This is a genomic window from Acidovorax sp. KKS102 (assembly GCF_000302535.1).
Classification (GTDB): Bacteria; Pseudomonadota; Gammaproteobacteria; order Burkholderiales; family Burkholderiaceae_C; genus Acidovorax.
In genome coordinates this window covers 320774-338855 of record NC_018708.1, presented here as the reverse complement: position 1 = coordinate 338855, position 18082 = coordinate 320774, and the positions used below count along the sequence as shown (strand labels likewise).

Below are 18082 nucleotides of genomic sequence, written 5' to 3'. Positions count from 1 at the left end.
GGCACCCGCTGCCTGCGCTGCCGCCCCACGCATGTCCCTGTCCAACCCCTTCTCCCGCCGCCTTTATCTGCGCATCTGGCTCGCCGTGGTCGGCGGCATGGCGGTGCTGACGCTCACCGTGGGCTGGGCCTGGCGCATCGCCGAGGAGCAAAAGGCCCAGAACAACCAGCCGTTTGTGCCGCCCTCGCGCGAGATGGCGGTGCGCGACCCGTCGGGCAACCTGGTGCTGCGCGGTATGGCCACGCGTCAGCCGTCCGAGCCGGGCGAGGTGGTGGAATTCCACATCGAGGCAGAAAACGGCCAGATCTTCACCCTGCAGATGGCGCCGCGCCAGCCCCGCATGGGCCGCAATGGCGGCCGACCCGGTGGCCCCGGCCAGGACGAGGCCGCTTTCTGGACCCGGCCGCCCTTTGGCTTCTTGTGGCTGCTGGGCATCGTGGGCCTGGCGGTGGCCGTGGGTGTGTACCCCATCATCCGCCGCCTCACGCAGCGGCTGGAGGCGCTGCAGCGCAGCGTGAAGAAGTTTGGCGAGGGCGACCTGTCGGTGCGGGTGCCCGAGCAAGGCCAGGACGAAGTCGCCGACCTGGCGCGGCAGTTCAACGCAGCAGCCGAGCGTGTGGAAACCCTGGTCAAGTCGCACAAGTCGCTGCTGGCCAATGCCTCGCACGAGCTGCGCTCGCCCCTGACCCGCATCCGCATGGGGCTGGAGCTGATGGGCGGCCAGCAGCCCTCACCCGCGTTCCGCGAAGAGATCCTGCGCAACATCGCCGAGCTGGACCAGCTGGTGGACGAAATCCTGCTGGCCAGCCGCCTGGACGCACGCGAGGCCGACGTGGGTACCGTGGAGCTGGTGGACCTGATTGGCCTGGCTGCCGAGGAATGTGCGCGCGTGGACGCCGACCTGGACGTGAGCGCCAGCCCCGACTCGCTGGAAGTTCGCGGCGTTGCCAAGCTGCTGCGCCGGGCCATCCGCAACCTGCTGGAGAACGCACGCCGCTACAGCACGGGCGAGATCACGGTGGTGGTGCACCGCCGCCAGGGCCGCGCCGAGGTGCATGTGTGTGACCACGGCCCGGGCGTGCCGCCCAGCCAGCGCGAGCGCATCTTCGAGCCCTTCTACCGCCTGCCGGGCGCCAGTGAGCGCGCGGGCGGTGTGGGCCTGGGGCTGGCGCTGGTGCGGTCGATTGCCGGGCGCCACAACGGCACCGTGCACTGCCAGGACCGGGCTGACGGCGACAGCGGCGCATGTTTTGTGCTGGCGCTGCCGCTGGCACCGTCCACGCACTGAGCGGCGCGGAAATCTGCGCAGGAATCAGCGCGCCACCGAGCGGTGCGCCAGGGGCCAGCGCCAGGCCATGGCGGCAAACAGCACCGCCCCCACCCCCAGCGCTGCGGCCGCCACGGCGAGTCCGTAGACAAAACCCTGGCCCTGCGTGGCCGCGTGGTGCAGCATCCACGCCACCATGGGCGGGCCTACGATCTGGCCGATGCCGTAGGCGGCCGTGAGCAGACCCGGAAAACTGTCGCCCGCCGCAGGCCACACCCGTCGCGCCTCTTGCAGCGCATAGAAGGTAATGGCCGTGAAAGGCAAGCCCAGCAGCAGGCTGCCCAGCGCAAACCCCGCAGGGCCCGGCCACACCAGACTGAGCGCGATGGCCCCGGCCTGCACCACGTAGGCCGCCATCAGCAGCCAGCGCCGGTCCCACGCGGCCGGCGTGCGGGTGGACAACGCTGCGCCCAGCGCCACCCCGGCACCAAACAGCGGCCAGAACAGATCGGGCCAGGGCGACCCGGATGGCAGCGCCGCGCGCGCAATCACCGGCAAAAAGGTGGCGGTGACGATGTACCCCAGCCCCGCAAGCCCATAGGCGAGTGTGAGCCCTGCGCGCGCCCAGAATCCGTGGCCGGGGGTGGATCCGTCCACCACCGGTGCGGTGGCCGCAGCCGACGCGGGCATCGCCACCCCTTGCAGCACGGGCCAGATGGCGGCGCACAGCCCCACACTCAGCAGCCCGAACACCGCCCAGCCCACAGCGGCAGGCCACTGCAGCGCCACCATGGCACTGGCCGATAGGCCGGTGAGCACGATGCCCAGCCCCGGGCCACAAAAGATCAGTCCCCCGAGCGCAGCCTGGCCCAGCGCCACCAGCCGCAGCATGCACCACACCGAGACGTTCAAGAACACCAGCGCACTCGCCACGCCTGCCGCAAACCGCAGTGCGGGCCAGGCACCCGGCAGCGGCAGCGCCATGCCCAGCGTGAGCAGCACCGTGGCCGCCAGCCCCCAGCGCGCCAGTCGCGCCGCATGCCACCGCTGCCGTGCACGCGGCGCCACCCAGGGCAGCGCCATGCAGGCCAACGCCCCGATCAGGTACCCAAGGTAATTGGCCGTGGCCAGCCAGCTGCCGCCCGCCAGCGTGACCACGCCGTCGTGCAGCATCATGGGCAGCAGCGGCGTGAAGGCAAACCGGCCCACGCCCATCGCCACCGCCAACGCGGCCATGCCCGCCAGCGCTACGGACAGGGGGCGGTCTTGGGGGGCGGTGCGCGGTTCCATGCGGGCGGTTTCCAGTCTATGATTCTGTTTTGAGATTTATTTTTTACTAATCATCTCATAACAAGAATCATGATGGATTTTGCAGCCCTCGAAATTTTCCGGGCCGTGGCGCAGGAAGGCAGCGTCACCCGCGCGGCCGAGCGACTGGGCCGCGTGCAGTCCAACGTGACCACACGCGTGCAGCAGCTGGAGGAGCAACTCGGCGCCACGCTGTTCCTGCGCGAGGGCAAGCGCATGGTGCTGACACCTGCCGGGGAGGCGCTGCGCTGCTATGCCGACCGCCTGCTGGCGCTGGCCGAAGAAGCGCGCCAGTCGGTGCACCCCCACGAGCCCAGCGGCCGGCTGCGCCTGGGCGCTATGGAAAGCACGGCCGCCGCACGCCTGCCCCAGCCGCTGGCCCGGCTGCACGCACAGTGGCCGGGGCTGGTGCTGGAGCTGTCCACCGCCCCCTCGCGCCAGCTGGTGGAGCAGGTGCTGGCCCACACCCTCGACTGCGCACTGGTGGCCTGGCCGCCGCCGGGCATTGACGCCGACGCGCCGGTGGAGCGCACCGCCGTGTTTGCCGAGGCCCTGCTGCTGGCCCTGCCCGCCGACCACCCGCCCGTGGACACGCCCCAGGACCTGCAGCTGGACACCCTGGCCGCCTTCAGCCCCGGCTGCACCTACCGCCGTATGGGCGAGGCTTTCCTGCAGCAAAAGGACGGCAGCCCGCCGCGCGTGCTGGAGCTGGCCTCGTACCACGCCATCCTGGCCTGCGTGGCTGCCGGGCGCTGTGCGGGGGTGGTGCCCCAGGCCGTGATCGACCTGATGCGCGAACCGCCTGCCCTGCGCCTGGTGCCTTTGGCCACCTGCGACACAGTGCTGGTGCGCCGGCGCGGCTACCAGTCGCCCGCGCTGGGCGCGCTGCACGCCGCGCTGACCGCCAGCGAAGCGCCCCTCCCCACTGCATCCACCTGACCCCTTTTCCACAGATCGCACAAGGAGCCTCCATGCCCGCCGCCTTCACCACCCACCTGGGCCTTGCGCTGCCCATCATCCAGGGCCCGATGACCGGGTCGGACACGCCCGCACTGGCCGCCGCCGTGTCCGAGGCTGGCGGCCTGGGCATGCTGGGCTGCGGCATGCGCTCGCCCGTCGCCATGGCCGAGGCCGCCGCAGACGTGCGCCGCCGCACCGACCGGCCCTTTGGCATGAACCTGTTTGTGCAGGCCACGCCCACGCCCGACGACGCCACGGTGCAGGCCGCGATGCAGCGCCTGGCGCCGTTCTATGCCGAGTTCGGCCTGGTGCCCGAGCGGCCTGCGCAGTGGTGCGAGGACTTTGCCGCGCAGTTCGACGCCCTGGTGGCCGCACGCCCCGCAGTGGCCAGCTTCACCTTCGGCATCCTCACGGCGGCCCAGGTGGCCAGGCTGCAGGCGGTGGGCAGTTACGTGATCGGTACCGCCACCACGCTGGCCGAGGCGCAGGCCTGGGCCGCCGTGGGCGCGGATGCGGTCTGCGCATCGGGCATGGAAGCCGGGGGACACCGGGGCACGTTCCTGACACCCACACAGCCCGGCGCCACCGGCGTGGCGCCTTCATTGGCCGACTTTGCGGCAAGCATGGTGGGCACGCTGCCGCTGGTGGCGCAATGCGTGCAGGCCTTGTCCATCCCGGTGATTGCTGCGGGCGGCATCATGGACGGACGCGGCATTGCGGGCGCCCTGGCGCTGGGCGCCCAGGCGGTACAGATGGGCACGGCATTCCTCACCTGCCCTGAGTCGGCCATTGGCACCGCTTACCGCGAGGCCCTGACCCACGCCCAGGCCACCGACACGCGCACCACCCAGATCTTCTCGGGCCGGCCTGCGCGCGGCATCGTCAACCGCATGATGCAAGCGCTGCAGGCGGACGAGGCCACCGTGCCGCCCTACCCCGTGCAGAACGCGCTGACCGGCGCGCTGCGCCGCGCGGCCGCCCAGGCGGGCCAGGCGGACTGCCTGTCGCTGTGGGCAGGCCAGGGGGTGGCCCAGGTGCGGCCCATGCCAGCGGCGCAGCTGGTGGCGTTGTTGGCCCAGGAGTGGCAGCAGGCCACCGCGCCGCGTGGCAACTCCCCTATCGGCCACCAATAACTATTATTTTTATAGCGCCAGGGGCATATTGAACTAGCGCTTGCGGCCAGAAACGCCCTAAAACCCGCGCAGTAGCCTCCCGATATGAACAGGGCGCTAAAAACTGGCGCGCTGTGAAACCCGTGCCACCGTGGAGCTGGCTTTGCCAGGCCAAGGGTGGCGTCCCCTGGGGGGAAGGCGCCGCAGGCGACTCAGGGGGGCTTCACTGCCTCCAGGGCAGTTCGCGCGCAGGGCCCTGGATCATGGGTGGTTGGGCATTGAGGGTTTCGCCCGCCAGCACCCGTTCGTACATGCGCAGGTAGTTGCGTGCCATGCGCTCGGCGCCAAAGTGCTCCACCACATGCTGGTGGCAGGCGCGCGGGTCAAAGTGGTTGCCCCGCACCGCCTCGGCCAGCACCGAGGCCTGGTCGGACAGCACACCGCAGTGCACGGGCACCAGCTCCGGCAAGGCGCCGTAGGGGGTGGAGAACACGGGGCAGCCAAAGTACAGGCTCTCGATCACTGCCAGCCCGAAGGGCTCGTGCCAGCGCACCGGAAAGATCAGCCCGCGCGAGGCGTTGAGCAGGCCCGTCTTCTGCGTGCCGCCCACCATGCCGTGGAAGTGGATCTTGCGCGACAGCGTCCAGCGAAAGCCGCGCTTGAAGTTGATGCGGTTGCCGCCCAGCACGTCCAGCTCCACCCCGGCCATCTTGGCCACCTTGATGGCGCCGCGCACGTTCTTCACGCCCCAGGCCGCCTTGCCCAGGAAGTGGTAGTGCGAGCGCGGGCGGTCAAAGTCCACCGGGCCATAACCGGCCCAGTCCAGCCCGTTGTAGACGAACTCGCTGGAGCCATAACGCGCCGCGTGGTCGCGCGACAGGAACACCGTGTTGCGCGGCAGCGGCTTGGGCTTGCGGGCGTTGCCGTGCTCAGTCACCAGGTAGGGCTTGGACAGCTCGGAGCGCGGGTTGAACTGGAAATGCGTGATGTCCACGTCGGCCGGGATCTGCCCCTCCCACGGCTCGTCCGGCCGGATGGGCAGCACCTGGCCAAAGTCACAGGTCGAGCCCTCGGGCACCAGATAGCTCACGCGGTGGCCCTGCTGCACCAGCGTCTTGCCCAGGTCCCAGATCACGCGCTCGGTGCCGCCATAGCCGTACACCGGGATGGGAGAGTTGTTGACCAGCAGGATGTGCATGGCAGAGGTCCTTCAGGAAAGGGAGGCGGCGGCTTGCCCGGGCGTTTGCAGCCGCAGGCGCTCGCGGCCTTGCAGGATGGCCAGCACCAGCATGCCCATGAACAGGTAGAACATGGTGCCGCTGTTGTGCCCCAAAAACACCTGGGTGGTGCCAAAGCCCATATACGACACGGGCAGCAGCACGCCGATCATGCGCAGGCACAGCCTTTCAGCATCGAGCACGCCCGCAGCACCCGGGAACACGCGGCGCCGCGTGGGCCAGAACAGCACCAGCGGCACCCCATAAAAAATCAGCAAGACCACCACGCCAGGGATGCCGCGCTTGGCAAAGATGTCCAGCAGCTCGTTGTGGGCGTGGCTGAACTGCAAAACAATCGGGTGCGCCTCACCGGCAGCCACGCGGCGCTGCTTCTCGGCCTCGTAGCCGTAGCGGCCCCAGCCGGTCAGGGGGCGGTCCAGGCCCATGCGCCAGGCCAGCCCCCAGTGCGCCAGACGCTGGCCGACCGAACTGGCCGCATCGCCCCGCGCCTCGTACTGCGTGATCTCCTGCCGCGCCTCATCCACGCGCAGGCGCACCTCGTTGGCCTTGAAGGCCATCAGGCCCACAGCCCCCACCACGACCAGCACGGCGCCGATGATGGCCTTGCGGGGTTGGCCGGAGCGCCCCTGGAGCCACACGCACAACAGCAGCGCCATGGGCAACACCACCCAGCCCCCGCGCGACTCGGACAGCAGCGATCCTTCCAGCCCCAGCAGAATGCCCACCGCCCAGCCCGCGCGTTGCCAGGGCTTCCAGCGGTCCCACAGCACCAGCAGCGCCACCGAGCACATCAACCCCAGCAGCAGGCTGAGCCCGCCGTACTGGATCGCATTGGTAAAGCCGTTGGCGCGTGGCAGGTGCAGTACCAGGGCCTGGTACATGCCGATCAGGCCCGCCCCGCAAGCGCCCACCGCGATACCGGCCCAAAGCCAACGCACCCGCGGGGGATAGGCCAGCACGTACAGCAGGCACGGCAGCGCCAGCAGGTATTTGGCAGGCCGGTCCAGGTTGGACCAGCTGCCTTGTGCCGGGTCAAAATCCAGCGCCCAGACCGTGCCCATCGCCACGATGGAACCAAAAAGCAGCCAGGCATCGCGCCCTGGCCGGCGCCGCAGCCAAACTCCGGCGGTGGCCAGGCTGCACAACAGCAGCACCACCGCGCCCCAAGAGTAGCCCGAGCGCACCCACAGCGCCAGACCCGGCACCATGAACGCCGCCACGCCCGACAGGCGCACAAAAAGATCGTCAGCTTTGGTCAACGGCGCACGCTCTCACTCAGTTGCTGGTGGTCGTACTCCAGGGCGGCATACCGGAAGAACGCCTCCAGCGCCACAAACAGGCAATACAAAAAACCGGCCCCGCCACACAGAAAACCCAGGCGGAACACATACAGGCGCAGGAACATGCTGGTGCCCGAGGCCAGGCCGCGCACCACCCCGCCCTTCTTGCCCGTCGCGGCCCGCTTGGCAGCGCCGAGCATCGCGTACTGCGTGAGCTTTTCCAGGCTGCCGCGCACGGCGGTGCGCGAGTAGTGCAGCAGCCGCGCTTGGATCAGGCGGCGCGGCACGGCACCACCGCCCGGCGGTGGCAACAGTTCGGCCTGCTCGTGCACCACGCCCGTGAACTCGCGAACCATGGCGCGCACGAACAGGCGCTCGATCTGCGATTGCGAGCGAAAGTACTTGAGTTCGTGCCCGTAGGCCACCATGCGCCAGCGGATGGTCCACACGGCCTGCGCGCCCGAGCGCACGATGGCCTGCAGCTCCTGGGCGAACGCCGGAGTCATCACCTCGTCTGCATCCAGGAAGAAGATGTAGTCACCCCGCGCATGGGCCAGCAGCCGGTTGCGCTGCACGGCAAAGCCCTTCCAGTCGGGGTAGCTGTGGACTTCCGCGCCCAGGCGCTGGGCAATGGCCACGGTGTCGTCCGTGCTGCCACTATCTACCACCAGCAACTGGTCGGCAAACGCGGCGCTTTGCAGGCAGGCTTCGATGCGGTGCGCCTCGTTGAGGGTCAGCACCGCCACGGTCAACGTGGGCGGCACCGATGCGCCGCCGGTTGCAACTGGCATCAACCCATCAACCGGTCAGTGGCCAGCGTGCACATGCTCTCCGGCCTTCAGCCGGTACACCGTGCCGCAGTACGGGCACTTGGCTTCACCCGTGCGGGCCACGTCCAGATACACCTTGGGGTGGCTGTTCCACAGCTTCATGTCGGCCTTGGGGCTGGGGCAGAAGACGCCGCCTTGGGCGTTCAGGTCTTTGGCCTGGAGTTCAACGGTTGCTTGCGACATGTTCTTCAGACCTTGCTCAGCCAGTGGGCGTATTTGGGATTGCGGCCGTTCACGATGTCGAAGAAGGCGCTCTGGATTTTTTCGGTGATCGGGCCGCGCGATCCGCTGCCCAGCTCAATCCGGTCGAGTTCGCGGATGGGCGTGACTTCAGCGGCCGTGCCGGTGAAGAAGGCCTCGTCGGCGATGTACACCTCGTCGCGCGTGATGCGCTTTTGCACGATCTCCAAGCCCAGGTCCTTGGCAATGTGGAACACCGTGTTGCGGGTGATACCGTTCAGGGCACCGGCCGACAGGTCGGGCGTGTAGATCACGCCGTTCTTGACCACAAAGATGTTTTCGCCCGCGCCTTCGGACACAAAGCCCGAGCTGTCCAGCAGCAGGGCCTCGTCATAGCCGTCGTCCGTGGCTTCCATGTTGGCCAGGATGGAGTTGGTGTAGTTGCTCACCGCCTTGGCCTGCGTCATGGTGATGTTGACGTGGTGGCGGGTGTAGCTGCTGGTCTTGACGCGGATGCCACGCTTGAGGCCTTCCTCACCCAGGTAAGCGCCCCAGGCCCAGGCAGCGACCATCAGGTGAATCTGGTTGCCCTTGGGCGAGACACCCAGCTTTTGCGAGCCGATCCAGGTCAATGGGCGCAGATAGCAGGATTCGAGCTTGTTTTCGCGCACCACGGCCTTTTGGGCCTCGTTCACTTCTTCCTTGGTGAACGGGATCTTCATGCGCAGGATCTTGGCGCTGTTGAAGAGGCGGTCGGTGTGCTCTTCCAGGCGGAAGATCGCCGTGCCGTTGGCGGTGTTGTAGGCGCGCACGCCTTCGAAGGCGCCGCAGCCGTAGTGCAGGGTGTGGGTCAGCACATGGATCTTGGCGTCGCGCCAATCGACCATCTGGCCGTCCATCCAGATCTTGCCGTCACGGTCGGCCATCGAGGGAACTACGGGGCTCATGGGTGTCCTTTGGTTGCTGTGGGTCGCAAAAGCAGGATTTTACGGGCCCCCAGCCCGCCAGGAACCGCCGCCCGCCCGTGCAGCGCAGCAAACCCGCCGGAACAAGGTCGAGGCCTATGCCCCTTGGGCGGGGGTGTCAGCGTCTGCCGGTGGGCGCTCCAGCGTCCACTTCACCAGCTTGCCCTGACGAAATTCACAGGTCACGTGCGAACGGGTGCCGTCGGTCCAGCGGTAGATCTCCGGGTCGGCCCCTTCGGCCGACAGCAGCTCGCCCAGCGCCTGCGTCATGGCCACCACATGCATCAGGTTCACGCCCTCGGCCAGCCGCGCATTGAGCATCACGGCGCTGCCTACGTAGCCGATGGGGCGCTTGGCGGCCTTCTTCATCACATTGACCAGCCGCGTGAAGTGCAGCAGTGCCCACATGACCAGCCCGCCCACGACCGCCGCTACGCCCGCCCAGCCATAGGCCGAGAAACCAAAAACGATCAGGGCCACCGCCCCCAGGGGCACCAGGATGTTGCGCAAATTCATGGGCCCGATTGTCATACGGCGGCGCACCGGCGGCGCTGTGGGCATTGCGTAGAGAGGGTTACAAGCCGCGGACCACGTCCATGGCCTCCTCCACACGCTCCACAGCGTGGATGGTCAGGCCCTCGATGGGCTTTTTGGGCGCGTTGGCCTTGGGCACCACGGCCACGCTGAAGCCCAGCTTGGCAGCCTCCTTCAATCGCTCCTGCCCCCGGGGCGCAGGCCGCACCTCGCCCGCCAGGCCTACCTCACCAAACGCCAGGAAGCCCCGGGGCAGCGCCTTGCCGCGCAGGCTGGACGTGATGGACAACATCACCGCCAAATCGGCCGCAGGCTCGCTGATGCGCACACCGCCCACCGCGTTCACAAACACGTCCTGGTCCATGCACGCCACGCCCGCGTGGCGGTGCAGCACGGCCAGCAGCATGGCCAGGCGGTCCTTGTCCAGGCCCACACTCAGGCGCCGGGGGCTGGGGCCGCCGCTGTCCACCAGGGCCTGGATCTCGACCAGCAGGGGGCGTGTGCCCTCCAGCGTCACCATCACGCAGCTGCCGGGCACGGGCTCGGAGTGCTGACTCAAGAAGATGGCGCTGGGGTTGCTCACGCCCTTGAGGCCCTTTTCGGTCATGGCGAACACGCCAATCTCGTTGACGGCGCCAAAGCGGTTCTTGATGGCGCGCACCAGGCGGAACTGGCTGTGGGTATCGCCTTCGAAGTACAGCACCGTGTCCACCATGTGCTCCAGCACGCGCGGCCCGGCCAGAGCGCCCTCTTTGGTCACATGGCCCACCAGAATCACGGCGATGCCCGTGCCCTTGGCCATGCGCGTGAGGTGCGCTGCGCATTCGCGCACCTGGGCGACCGAACCCGGTGCGCTGGTGAGCTGGTCGGAATAGGTGGTCTGGATGGAGTCGATGACGACCACGGCCGGTTGCGTGGCGTCCACCGTGGCCAATATTTTTTCGAGCTGGATCTCGGCCAGCAACTGCACCTGACTGCCCTCGATGCCCAGGCGGCGTGAGCGAAGCGCCACCTGCGCGCCGCTTTCCTCGCCCGTCACGTACAGCGTGGGCAAGCCCGCGCGCTGCAGCGCGTCCATGGCCTGCAGCAGCAGGGTGGATTTGCCAATGCCCGGGTCGCCGCCAATCAGCACCACGCCGCCCTCCACAATGCCGCCGCCCAGCACGCGGTCCAGCTCGTCGATGCCGCTGGGGGTGCGGGCCACGTCCTGGGCCTCAATGGCCGCCAGCGGCAGCACGGGTTGCGCGTTGGCCAGGCCCGCGTAGCCTTGCGGCGCACTCAGGCGGTTCTTGCCCGGCCCGGCCTCGGCCACCTGCTCGATCAGCGTGTTCCAGGCGCCGCAGGACGGGCATTTGCCCAGCCAGCGCGGGCTGGTGCCGCCGCATTCGGTACAGGTGAACGTGGTTTTTTCTTTGGCCATGGCAGGTGTCGGTGGGCGAACGCAAAAGCAGGGGCAGCCGACTATAGCGACCCGCCCCGCACACAAAGACAACAGCCCGTACGATGGCGGGCTTGGCACCGCACGGAGTTGACATTGCAGACATCCACCAACCGCTTCAAACAGGCCATGGCGCAAAGCCAGGCGCAAATCGGCCTCTGGCTCGGGCTGGCCAACGGCTACAGCGCAGAGATCCTCGCGGGTACCGGCTACGACTGGCTGCTGGTCGATGGCGAGCACGCGCCCAACGACCTGCGCTCCATCCTGCACCAGCTGCAGGCCATCGCCAGCGCCACCAGCGCCCTGCCCCCCGGAATGCAGGCGCCCCACCCCATCGCCCGGGTGCCGGTGGGTGACACGGCCCTGATCAAGCAGTACCTGGACATCGGCGCACAGACCCTGCTGGTGCCCATGGTCGATACGCCCGAGCAGGCCCAGCAACTGGTGCGCGCCACACGCTACGCGCCCGAAGGCGTGCGCGGCATGGGCAGCGCGCTGGCCCGCTCGTCGCGCTGGCAGGCCTACCCGCAGTATGTGCACGAGGCCAACCAGCAGATCTGCCTGCTGGTGCAGGCCGAGACCGTGGAAGCCATGGCCAACCTCGACGCGATTGCCGCCACGCCCGGTGTGGACGGCGTGTTCATCGGCCCGGCCGACCTGTCGGCATCCATGGGCCACCCGGGCAACCCGGGGCACCCGGATGTGCAGGCCGCCATCCACGACGGCATCGCGCGCATCCTGCGCGCGGGCAAGGCGCCGGGCATCCTGGCCACCACCGAATCGCAGGCGCGCCAATGGCTGGCGGCTGGAGCGCTGTTTGTGGCCGTGGGCGTGGACACCATGCTGCTAGTGAGCGCTGCGCAGGAGCTGCTGGCACGCTACCGCAGCGCGCCAGACGCCGCCCCCAACCGGCCCGCAGGCTACTGAACTTTTTTTCTTCCAAACCCAAGGACAGACATCCATGAAAGCATGTATTTACGGCGCGGGCGCCATCGGCGGCTGGCTGGGCGTGGCCCTGGCGCAAGCGGGCCACACCGTCAGCATGGTGGCGCGGGGCGACACACTGCGCGCTCTGCAAACCGAAGGGCTGCGCATGCGTCGCCCCGACGGCACACTGGCGCAGGTGGCCGTCACGGCCCACAACGACCCGGCAGCCCTGGGTGTGCAAGACCTGGTGGTGGTCGCCGTCAAGGCGCCGGGCCTGCCTGACGTGGCGCGTGCCATGGCCCCGCTGATCGGGCCCGACACCATCGTGCTCACGGCCATGAACGGCGTGCCGTGGTGGTTCCTCGATGGCTTTGGCGGCGCGGCGCAGGGGCGTGCCCTTGAATCCGTGGACGCGGGCGGCGTGATCGCCAGCGCTATCCCGACGAGCCATGTGCTGGGCAGCGTGGTGCACACCAGCTGCTCGCTGGAGGCGCCGGGCTTCGTCAAACAGCATTTCGGCAACCGCCTCATCGTGGGCGAGCCCGACGGTAGCCGCAGCGAGCGCTTGCAAGCACTGGCCGACACGCTGCAGCGCGGTGGCATCGATGTGGAGGTGAGCACCACCATCCAGAAAGACATCTGGTTCAAGCTGTGGGGCAACCTCACGGTCAACCCCATCAGTGCACTCACCGGCGCCACCACCGACCGCATCCTGGACGACGACCTGGTGCGCGGCTTTGTGAGCGCGGTGATGCTGGAAGCCAAGGCCATCGGCGAAAAGCTGGGCCTGCCGATCGACCAGCAGCCCGAAGACCGCCACGCCGTCACGCGCAAGCTGGGCGCGTTCAAGACCTCGATGCTGCAGGACGTGGAAGCGAACAAGCCCCTGGAGATCGACGCCCTGGTGGGCGCCGTGCGCGAGCTGGGGCAGATCACCCACACGCCCACGCCCCACACCGATGCTTTGCTGGGCCTGGTGCGGCTGATGGCGCGCACACGCGGCCTGTACTGATTCATTTCAAGCAATATCGGCTGCAGGCGCTAGTGGAATATGCGCAGGCAGCTATTCAATTCATAGCATATTAACCATGACCCAACTCACGCTGTACTACACCCCCGGCACCTGCGCGCAGGCCGTTCGCATCGCTCTGGAAGAAGCGGGCGCCCCCTACGACCTGGTGCGCGTGGACTTCTCGGCCGGCCAGCAACGCACGCCCGAATACCTGGCGGTGAACCCCAAGGGCCGCGTGCCCGCGCTGGCCACGCCGCAAGGCACCCTGACCGAAACGCCTGCACTGCTGGCCTATGTGGCGCAGAGCTTTCCCGCAGCGCGCCTGGCGCCCGCCGACGCCTACGGCTTTGCGCGTTTGCAGGAGTTCCACAGCTACCTCGCGTCCACCGTGCACATCGCCCACGCCCACCGCCCCCGCGCCAGCCGCTGGGCCGACGAGCCCGAGGCCCAGGCCGCGATGCAGCGCAAGGTGCCGCAGAACATGACCGACTGTTTCAACCTCATCGAAAGCCACTACCTGCCGAACGCGGACCAGGGTCCGTGGGTGATGGGCGAGCAATACACGGTGGCCGACGGCTACCTGTTCACCATTGGCACCTGGCTGCACAGCGACGGTGTGGACATAACCCAGTTTCCGAAGGTGTTTGCACACACGCAGCGCATGCTGCAGCGCCCGGCGGTGCAGCGCGCAATGGCCTGATACGCCCCTTCAGCAGGCGCAAAAAAGCCCCGGTGCTTCGGGTCAGAAGCACCGGGGCTTTTTGTTTGCGACGGGGATCAGTTCACCTTCAAATACCGCCAGTCGATGCGGTTGTCCGCGCGATGGATGATCTCCACCTTCTTGGTACCCGCCCACGGAATCACCTGGTTGTACAGCGGGATGTGCGACACCAGCTCATGCTCCTTGATCAACGCCTGCTCGATCAGGCCGTTGCGCGTCGCAGTGTCCGTCTCCTTCTTCACACGCTCGATCAGCGCGTCCATCTGCGGGTCAGAGAAGCGGCCCAGGTTGAAGTTGCCATCGCCGCCCGCACCGGGCGAGCGCACCAGCGACTGCAGGCTGTAGAACGCGTCAAACGTGGGCACGCCCCAGCCCAGCAGGTAGATGCTGGCCTCGTTGCGCTGAATCATGGGGAAGTAGGTCGCAAATGGCAGCGAGCGCAGCTTGGCCTTCACGCCCACCTTGGCCCAGTGTGAGGTGATGGCCTGGCACAGCTGCTCGTCGTTGATGTAGCGGCCCGCGCTGCACGCAAAGTCCACCTCAAACCCGTTGGGGTAGCCCGCATCGGCCAGCAGTTTCTGCGCTGCCTTGGGGTCGTAGGGGTAGCGCACGTCGGCCTTCTTGGTCCAGCCGTTGACCTGGTTCGCGATCAGCGTGCCGGTGGGCTGGGCCAGGCCACGCAGCACCACGCGCTGGATGGACTGGATGTCGATGGCCTGGTACAGCGCCTTGCGCACGCGCAGATCCTTCAGCGGGTTCTTGCCCTTCACGTCCGAGCCGGGCAGCTCGTCGCGGAACTGATCCAGGCCCAGGAAGATGGTGCGGTACTCCGGCCCCTCCAGCACCTGCAGGTTGGGCGTCTGCTTGATGCGCGCCAGGTCTTGCAGGCTGGGGTCGATCACAAAGTCCACCTCACCCGACAGCAGCGCCGCTGTGCGCGTGGCGTCGGCCTTGATGGGGGTGTAGATGATCTCGGTCAGGTTGGTGGGGTACTTGCCCTTGCCCCACCAGTGCGGGTTGGGCTCCAGCACCACGCGCTGGTCGGGCGTCCACTGCTTGAGCTGGTAGGGGCCGGTGCCCAGCGCGTTGCGGTGGGCAAAGTTCTCGTCCTTGGTCTTGATGTCCTTGGGCTCGACCGACTTGTTCTTTTCGGCCCAGGCCTTGCTCATGATGCGCAGCTCGGTGAGCTGGTTCACCAGCACCGGGTTGGGCAGGTCGGAGTGGATGTCGATGGTGTAGGCATCGACCTTTTCCACACGGTCGATGCCCTGCGTGTAGACCGCGAAGTTGGAGCTTTTGGCCTTGGCCCGCTCCAGCGAGAACTTGGCGTCGTCCGCGGTGAACTCGCTGCCATCGCTGAACTTCACGCCCTTGCGCAGCGTCAGGCGCAGCTGCGTGGGCTTGATGAGCTTCCACTCGGTGGCCAGCGACGGCTCGGGCTTGAAGGTCTTGCTGTTGTATTCCACCAGCGTGTCGTACACCGCGCCGTGCATGGTGTTGTTCACGCCCACGTTCTGGGTGTGGATGTCCCAGGTGGAGATGTCCACCGAGCGGGACCAGCGGAAGGTCTTGGCCTGTGCGGCCAGGGGCAGTGCCGCAACAACGGCGGCGGCCAGGAGTAGGTGTTTGAAGCGCATGGACGGGAGGATAGGCAAAAACGCCAAAAAATGCTGAATGGCCAGACTATCCCCCAAGCGGCGCTTTTAGAAAACGAACTTATTCTTCTTAGCTTAAGGCAACGCTGCACAAGGCCTCGCGGGCAGCGCATCTCTTGCTTGGGCGATCTGCCGCGTTGCGAATGCTCGCAATAGCACCAGCTATTGCTGCGCTTCACGCCTCGCAGCTCTTCCCAAACCAGAGCGCGCTGGGCCGCGGGGCCTTATCCAGCGCTGCCCCAAGCCATCACCCCCGCCAGCACCAGCATGGTGGTGGCCGTCACCCCATCCAGCACCCGCCACGCCGCCGGGGTGGCAAACAGCGGCGCCAGCCAGCGGGCGCCGAGGCCAATCAACAAGAACCACAGCGCGCTGGCCAGCGAGCCCCCTGCGGCAAACAGCGCACGGCCCCAGGCCGGGTAGGGCGTTGCCATGGTGCCCAGCAGCACCACGGTGTCCAGGTACACATGCGGGTTGAGCCAGGTGAGCGCCACCACCGTGGCCAGCGTGGTGCGCAGGCTGGTACCGGGGCCGCTGGTGGCGACCAGCAACTGTCCTGGGCGCAGCGCCCGCGCGGCCGTCTGTGCCGCATACATCAACAGGAACAGCGCACCCGCCCAGCGCATGAACTGCGCCCATTCGGGCCGGGCCAGCAACACGCCACCCATGCCCCACACACCCACCTGCAGCAGCACCGCGTCCGACAACGCGCACACCAGCACCACGGGCATCACATGCTCGCGCCGCAGGCCCTGGCGCAGCACAAATGCGTTTTGCGCGCCAATGGCCATGATGAGCATGGCGGTGGATGTGAAACCGTGAACGAAGGCAGTGGAGACCATGGGCACAGATTCTGGCCAAGGGCCTGCGTTGACGCCAGCTATACTTTTTAACGATCCGTCAGAATAACTAACCATCTATGCAACTCGACTCCGCCCAGCTCAACGCGTTTGCCACGGTGATCGATGAGGGCAGCTTCGAGCGCGCGGCGGCGGTGCTGCATGTCACGCGCTCGGCGGTGTCGCAGCGCATCAAGCTGCTGGAAGAGCGCGTGGGCCAGGTGCTGGTGCGCCGCGCCACCCCCTGCACGCCCACCGAGGCGGGCCAGGCGCTGTACCGCCATGCGCGCGAGGTGGCGCTGAGCGAGGCCGATGCGCTGGCCACCATTGGCGGCGGGCAGCACAGCACCACGCGGCTGGCGATTGGCGTGAATGCCGACTCGCTGGCCACCTGGTTCCCCCACGCCATGGCGCAGGCGGCCGAGGGGCAGGCCATCACCTTCGACATCCATGTGGAAGACCAGGACCATTCGGCCAACCTGCTGCGCGAGGGCCGCGTGATGGCCGCCGTGACGGCCGACCCGCAGCCCGTGCAGGGCTGCCAGGTGCTGCCGCTGGGCACGCTGCGCTACCGCGCGCTCGCAAGCCCTGCGTTCATGGAGCGCCACTTTGCCCAAGGGGTGAACGCCACCACGCTGGCGCAGGCCCCCATGCTGGTGTTCAACCGCAAGGATGCGCTGCAGGCGCGTTTTGTGGGCCGCATCACGCGCCGCAAGCTGGCGCCACCCGTGCACTGGCTACCTGAGGCGCACGCCTTCGTCAAAGCCACGCGCGCCAGCCTGGGCTGGGGCATGACGCCCGACCCGCTGGTGGAGGACGACCTGAAGAGCGGCGCCCTGGTCGAGCTGATTGCGAACAAGCCCGTGGATGTACCGCTGTACTGGCAGTGCTGGCGCCTGAATGTGCAGGCGCTGCAGCACGTCACACAGGCGGTACAGCGGGCGGCGGCGCTTACCCTGCTGCGCTGACCAGGTCCTCGTGGTGGTCCGCCGCGCCACGCTTCCAGTAGGCAGAGATGCGCATGCGCTTCGGGTCCACGCCCGGCTTGGCCAGCATGGCGCGGCGCACGGCGGCCATGTCGCTGTGTTCGCCCGCGGCCCAGACAAAGCCCGCGCCGGGCGGCAGCGACAGAGCCTCCACAGCGGCAGGCAGCGCGCTCACCCACTGCAGATCCACCTGCGCCGCACTCGCCAACACCCGCTGGTCGGCCGGGTTGTTCAGCTGGATGCGCACGGTGGCCACCGCGCTGGCGGGCAGCTCGGCCAGACGGCGGGCGATGGCGGGCAGCGCGGTTTCGTCGCCCAGCAGCCAGTGCCAGTCAAAGCCCGTGGGCACCACCATGCTGCCGCGCGGCCCGGCAATGCCCACCCACTGGCCGACGGATGCGCTGGCGGCCCAGTCGGTGGCGGGGCCCGCGTCGTGCAGGGCCACTTCGATGTCCAGCTCGCCCGCAGCGGCGTCAAAACGCGCGGGGGTGTAGTCGCGCAGCACGGGGCGGGGGCCGTCAAACACGGGGCGGCCGTCCTGCAGCGTGGGCAAGGTGGGGCGATCCTGCCCGGGCGCAGGAAGGATGAGCTTGAGGTGGTCGTCAAACCCGGCGGTCACAAACCCCGCCAGCTCGGGGCCGGCCAGGGTCAGCCGCACAAAGCCGGGGCTGACCTGGGTGCGGCGCACCACCTGGAGGTGGCGGCCCTGCAAGGGGTGGCGGATGCGCTCGATGGCGAGGGAGGGGGCCGTGGCGGCCAGGGGCAGAGGTGCGTTCATGGCGTAAAATGTTGATTTAATCAACGAAATCATCCACCATTCAGTTGACTTT

18 protein-coding genes are annotated in these 18082 nt (G+C 67.9%); 7 read left to right on the top strand and 11 right to left on the bottom strand.

The features are described 5' to 3' along the window. The first annotated feature begins 31 nt into the window (after positions 1 to 31). Complete coding sequence (locus C380_RS01510) at positions 32 to 1288, top strand: ATP-binding protein (RefSeq protein WP_015012130.1); 1257 nt, start codon at positions 32 to 34, stop codon at positions 1286 to 1288. A gap of 24 nt (positions 1289 to 1312) precedes the next feature. Here the strand turns inward: C380_RS01510 and C380_RS01505 are convergent, their stop codons facing one another. Next, positions 1313 to 2557 (bottom strand): YbfB/YjiJ family MFS transporter, encoded by a 1245-nt coding sequence (locus C380_RS01505; RefSeq protein ID WP_015012129.1) that lies wholly within the window; start codon positions 2555 to 2557, stop codon positions 1313 to 1315. Positions 2558 to 2629: 72 nt separating this feature from the next. On the opposite strand from C380_RS01505, the gene C380_RS01500 reads away from it, so the two are divergent. Further along, positions 2630 to 3514: a LysR substrate-binding domain-containing protein gene (locus C380_RS01500; protein WP_015012128.1), complete on the top strand. Its 885-nt coding sequence runs from the start codon at positions 2630 to 2632 to the stop codon at positions 3512 to 3514. Between the two features lie 32 nt (positions 3515 to 3546). Next, positions 3547 to 4668 (top strand): nitronate monooxygenase family protein, encoded by a 1122-nt coding sequence (locus tag C380_RS01495; RefSeq protein WP_015012127.1) that lies wholly within the window; start codon positions 3547 to 3549, stop codon positions 4666 to 4668. 202 nt (positions 4669 to 4870) lie between these two features. On the opposite strand, the gene C380_RS01490 is transcribed toward C380_RS01495, so the two are convergent. From C380_RS01490 to radA, 7 genes are all read right to left on the bottom strand, one after another. Further along, the gene (locus C380_RS01490; protein ID WP_015012126.1) at positions 4871 to 5845 is read right to left on the bottom strand and encodes a glycosyltransferase; all 975 of its coding nucleotides are present in this window, start codon (positions 5843 to 5845) and stop codon (positions 4871 to 4873) included. Between the two features lie 12 nt (positions 5846 to 5857). Then, the gene (locus C380_RS01485) at positions 5858 to 7144 is read right to left on the bottom strand and encodes an O-antigen ligase (protein ID WP_015012125.1); all 1287 of its coding nucleotides are present in this window, start codon (positions 7142 to 7144) and stop codon (positions 5858 to 5860) included. Further along, positions 7141 to 7956: a glycosyltransferase family 2 protein gene (locus C380_RS01480; RefSeq protein WP_015012124.1), complete on the bottom strand. Its 816-nt coding sequence runs from the start codon at positions 7954 to 7956 to the stop codon at positions 7141 to 7143. Before C380_RS01480 ends, C380_RS01485 begins: the two co-directional genes overlap by 4 nt. A 15-nt stretch (positions 7957 to 7971) precedes the next feature. Then, complete coding sequence (locus C380_RS01475; RefSeq protein WP_015012123.1) at positions 7972 to 8178, bottom strand: zinc-finger domain-containing protein; 207 nt, start codon at positions 8176 to 8178, stop codon at positions 7972 to 7974. 5 nt (positions 8179 to 8183) lie between these two features. Beyond that, complete coding sequence (locus C380_RS01470) at positions 8184 to 9122, bottom strand: branched-chain amino acid transaminase (RefSeq protein ID WP_015012122.1); 939 nt, start codon at positions 9120 to 9122, stop codon at positions 8184 to 8186. A 114-nt stretch (positions 9123 to 9236) separates the two neighbouring features. Continuing rightward, positions 9237 to 9656, bottom strand: a complete 420-nt coding sequence (locus C380_RS01465; protein WP_015012121.1) for a hypothetical protein — start codon at positions 9654 to 9656, stop codon at positions 9237 to 9239. 58 nt (positions 9657 to 9714) lie between these two features. Continuing rightward, positions 9715 to 11094: a DNA repair protein RadA gene (gene radA / locus C380_RS01460; protein ID WP_015012120.1), complete on the bottom strand. Its 1380-nt coding sequence runs from the start codon at positions 11092 to 11094 to the stop codon at positions 9715 to 9717. 114 nt (positions 11095 to 11208) lie between these two features. Here radA and hpaI point away from each other — a divergent pair, with 114 nt between their 5' ends. The 3 genes from hpaI to C380_RS01445 all read left to right on the top strand — a co-directional run bounded on the left by hpaI (position 11209) and on the right by C380_RS01445 (position 13751). Then, a complete protein-coding gene (hpaI, locus tag C380_RS01455) occupies positions 11209 to 12039 on the top strand; it encodes a 4-hydroxy-2-oxoheptanedioate aldolase (RefSeq protein WP_015012119.1) in 831 nt (276 codons plus the stop codon). A 34-nt stretch (positions 12040 to 12073) separates the two neighbouring features. Then, positions 12074 to 13051 carry a 2-dehydropantoate 2-reductase gene (locus C380_RS01450; RefSeq protein WP_015012118.1) on the top strand — a complete coding sequence of 326 codons (978 nt, stop codon included), beginning with the start codon at positions 12074 to 12076 and terminating at the stop codon, positions 13049 to 13051. Between the two features lie 76 nt (positions 13052 to 13127). Beyond that, positions 13128 to 13751, top strand: a complete 624-nt coding sequence (locus tag C380_RS01445) for a glutathione S-transferase family protein (RefSeq protein ID WP_015012117.1) — start codon at positions 13128 to 13130, stop codon at positions 13749 to 13751. Positions 13752 to 13828: 77 nt separating this feature from the next. On the opposite strand, the gene C380_RS01440 is transcribed toward C380_RS01445, so the two are convergent. Beyond that, a complete protein-coding gene (locus C380_RS01440) occupies positions 13829 to 15409 on the bottom strand; it encodes an ABC transporter substrate-binding protein (protein WP_043565049.1) in 1581 nt (526 codons plus the stop codon). Positions 15410 to 15651: 242 nt separating this feature from the next. Next, positions 15652 to 16269 (bottom strand): LysE/ArgO family amino acid transporter, encoded by a 618-nt coding sequence (locus tag C380_RS01435; RefSeq protein ID WP_015012115.1) that lies wholly within the window; start codon positions 16267 to 16269, stop codon positions 15652 to 15654. A 77-nt stretch (positions 16270 to 16346) separates the two neighbouring features. Between C380_RS01435 and C380_RS01430 the strand changes: the two genes are divergently transcribed. Further along, a complete protein-coding gene (locus C380_RS01430) occupies positions 16347 to 17234 on the top strand; it encodes a LysR family transcriptional regulator ArgP (protein ID WP_015012114.1) in 888 nt (295 codons plus the stop codon). On the opposite strand, the gene C380_RS01425 is transcribed toward C380_RS01430, so the two are convergent. After that, the gene (locus C380_RS01425; protein ID WP_015012113.1) at positions 17218 to 18030 is read right to left on the bottom strand and encodes a siderophore-interacting protein; all 813 of its coding nucleotides are present in this window, start codon (positions 18028 to 18030) and stop codon (positions 17218 to 17220) included. The two genes, C380_RS01430 and C380_RS01425, sit on opposite strands and share 17 nt — an antisense overlap. Positions 18031 to 18082: the final 52 nt, after the last annotated feature.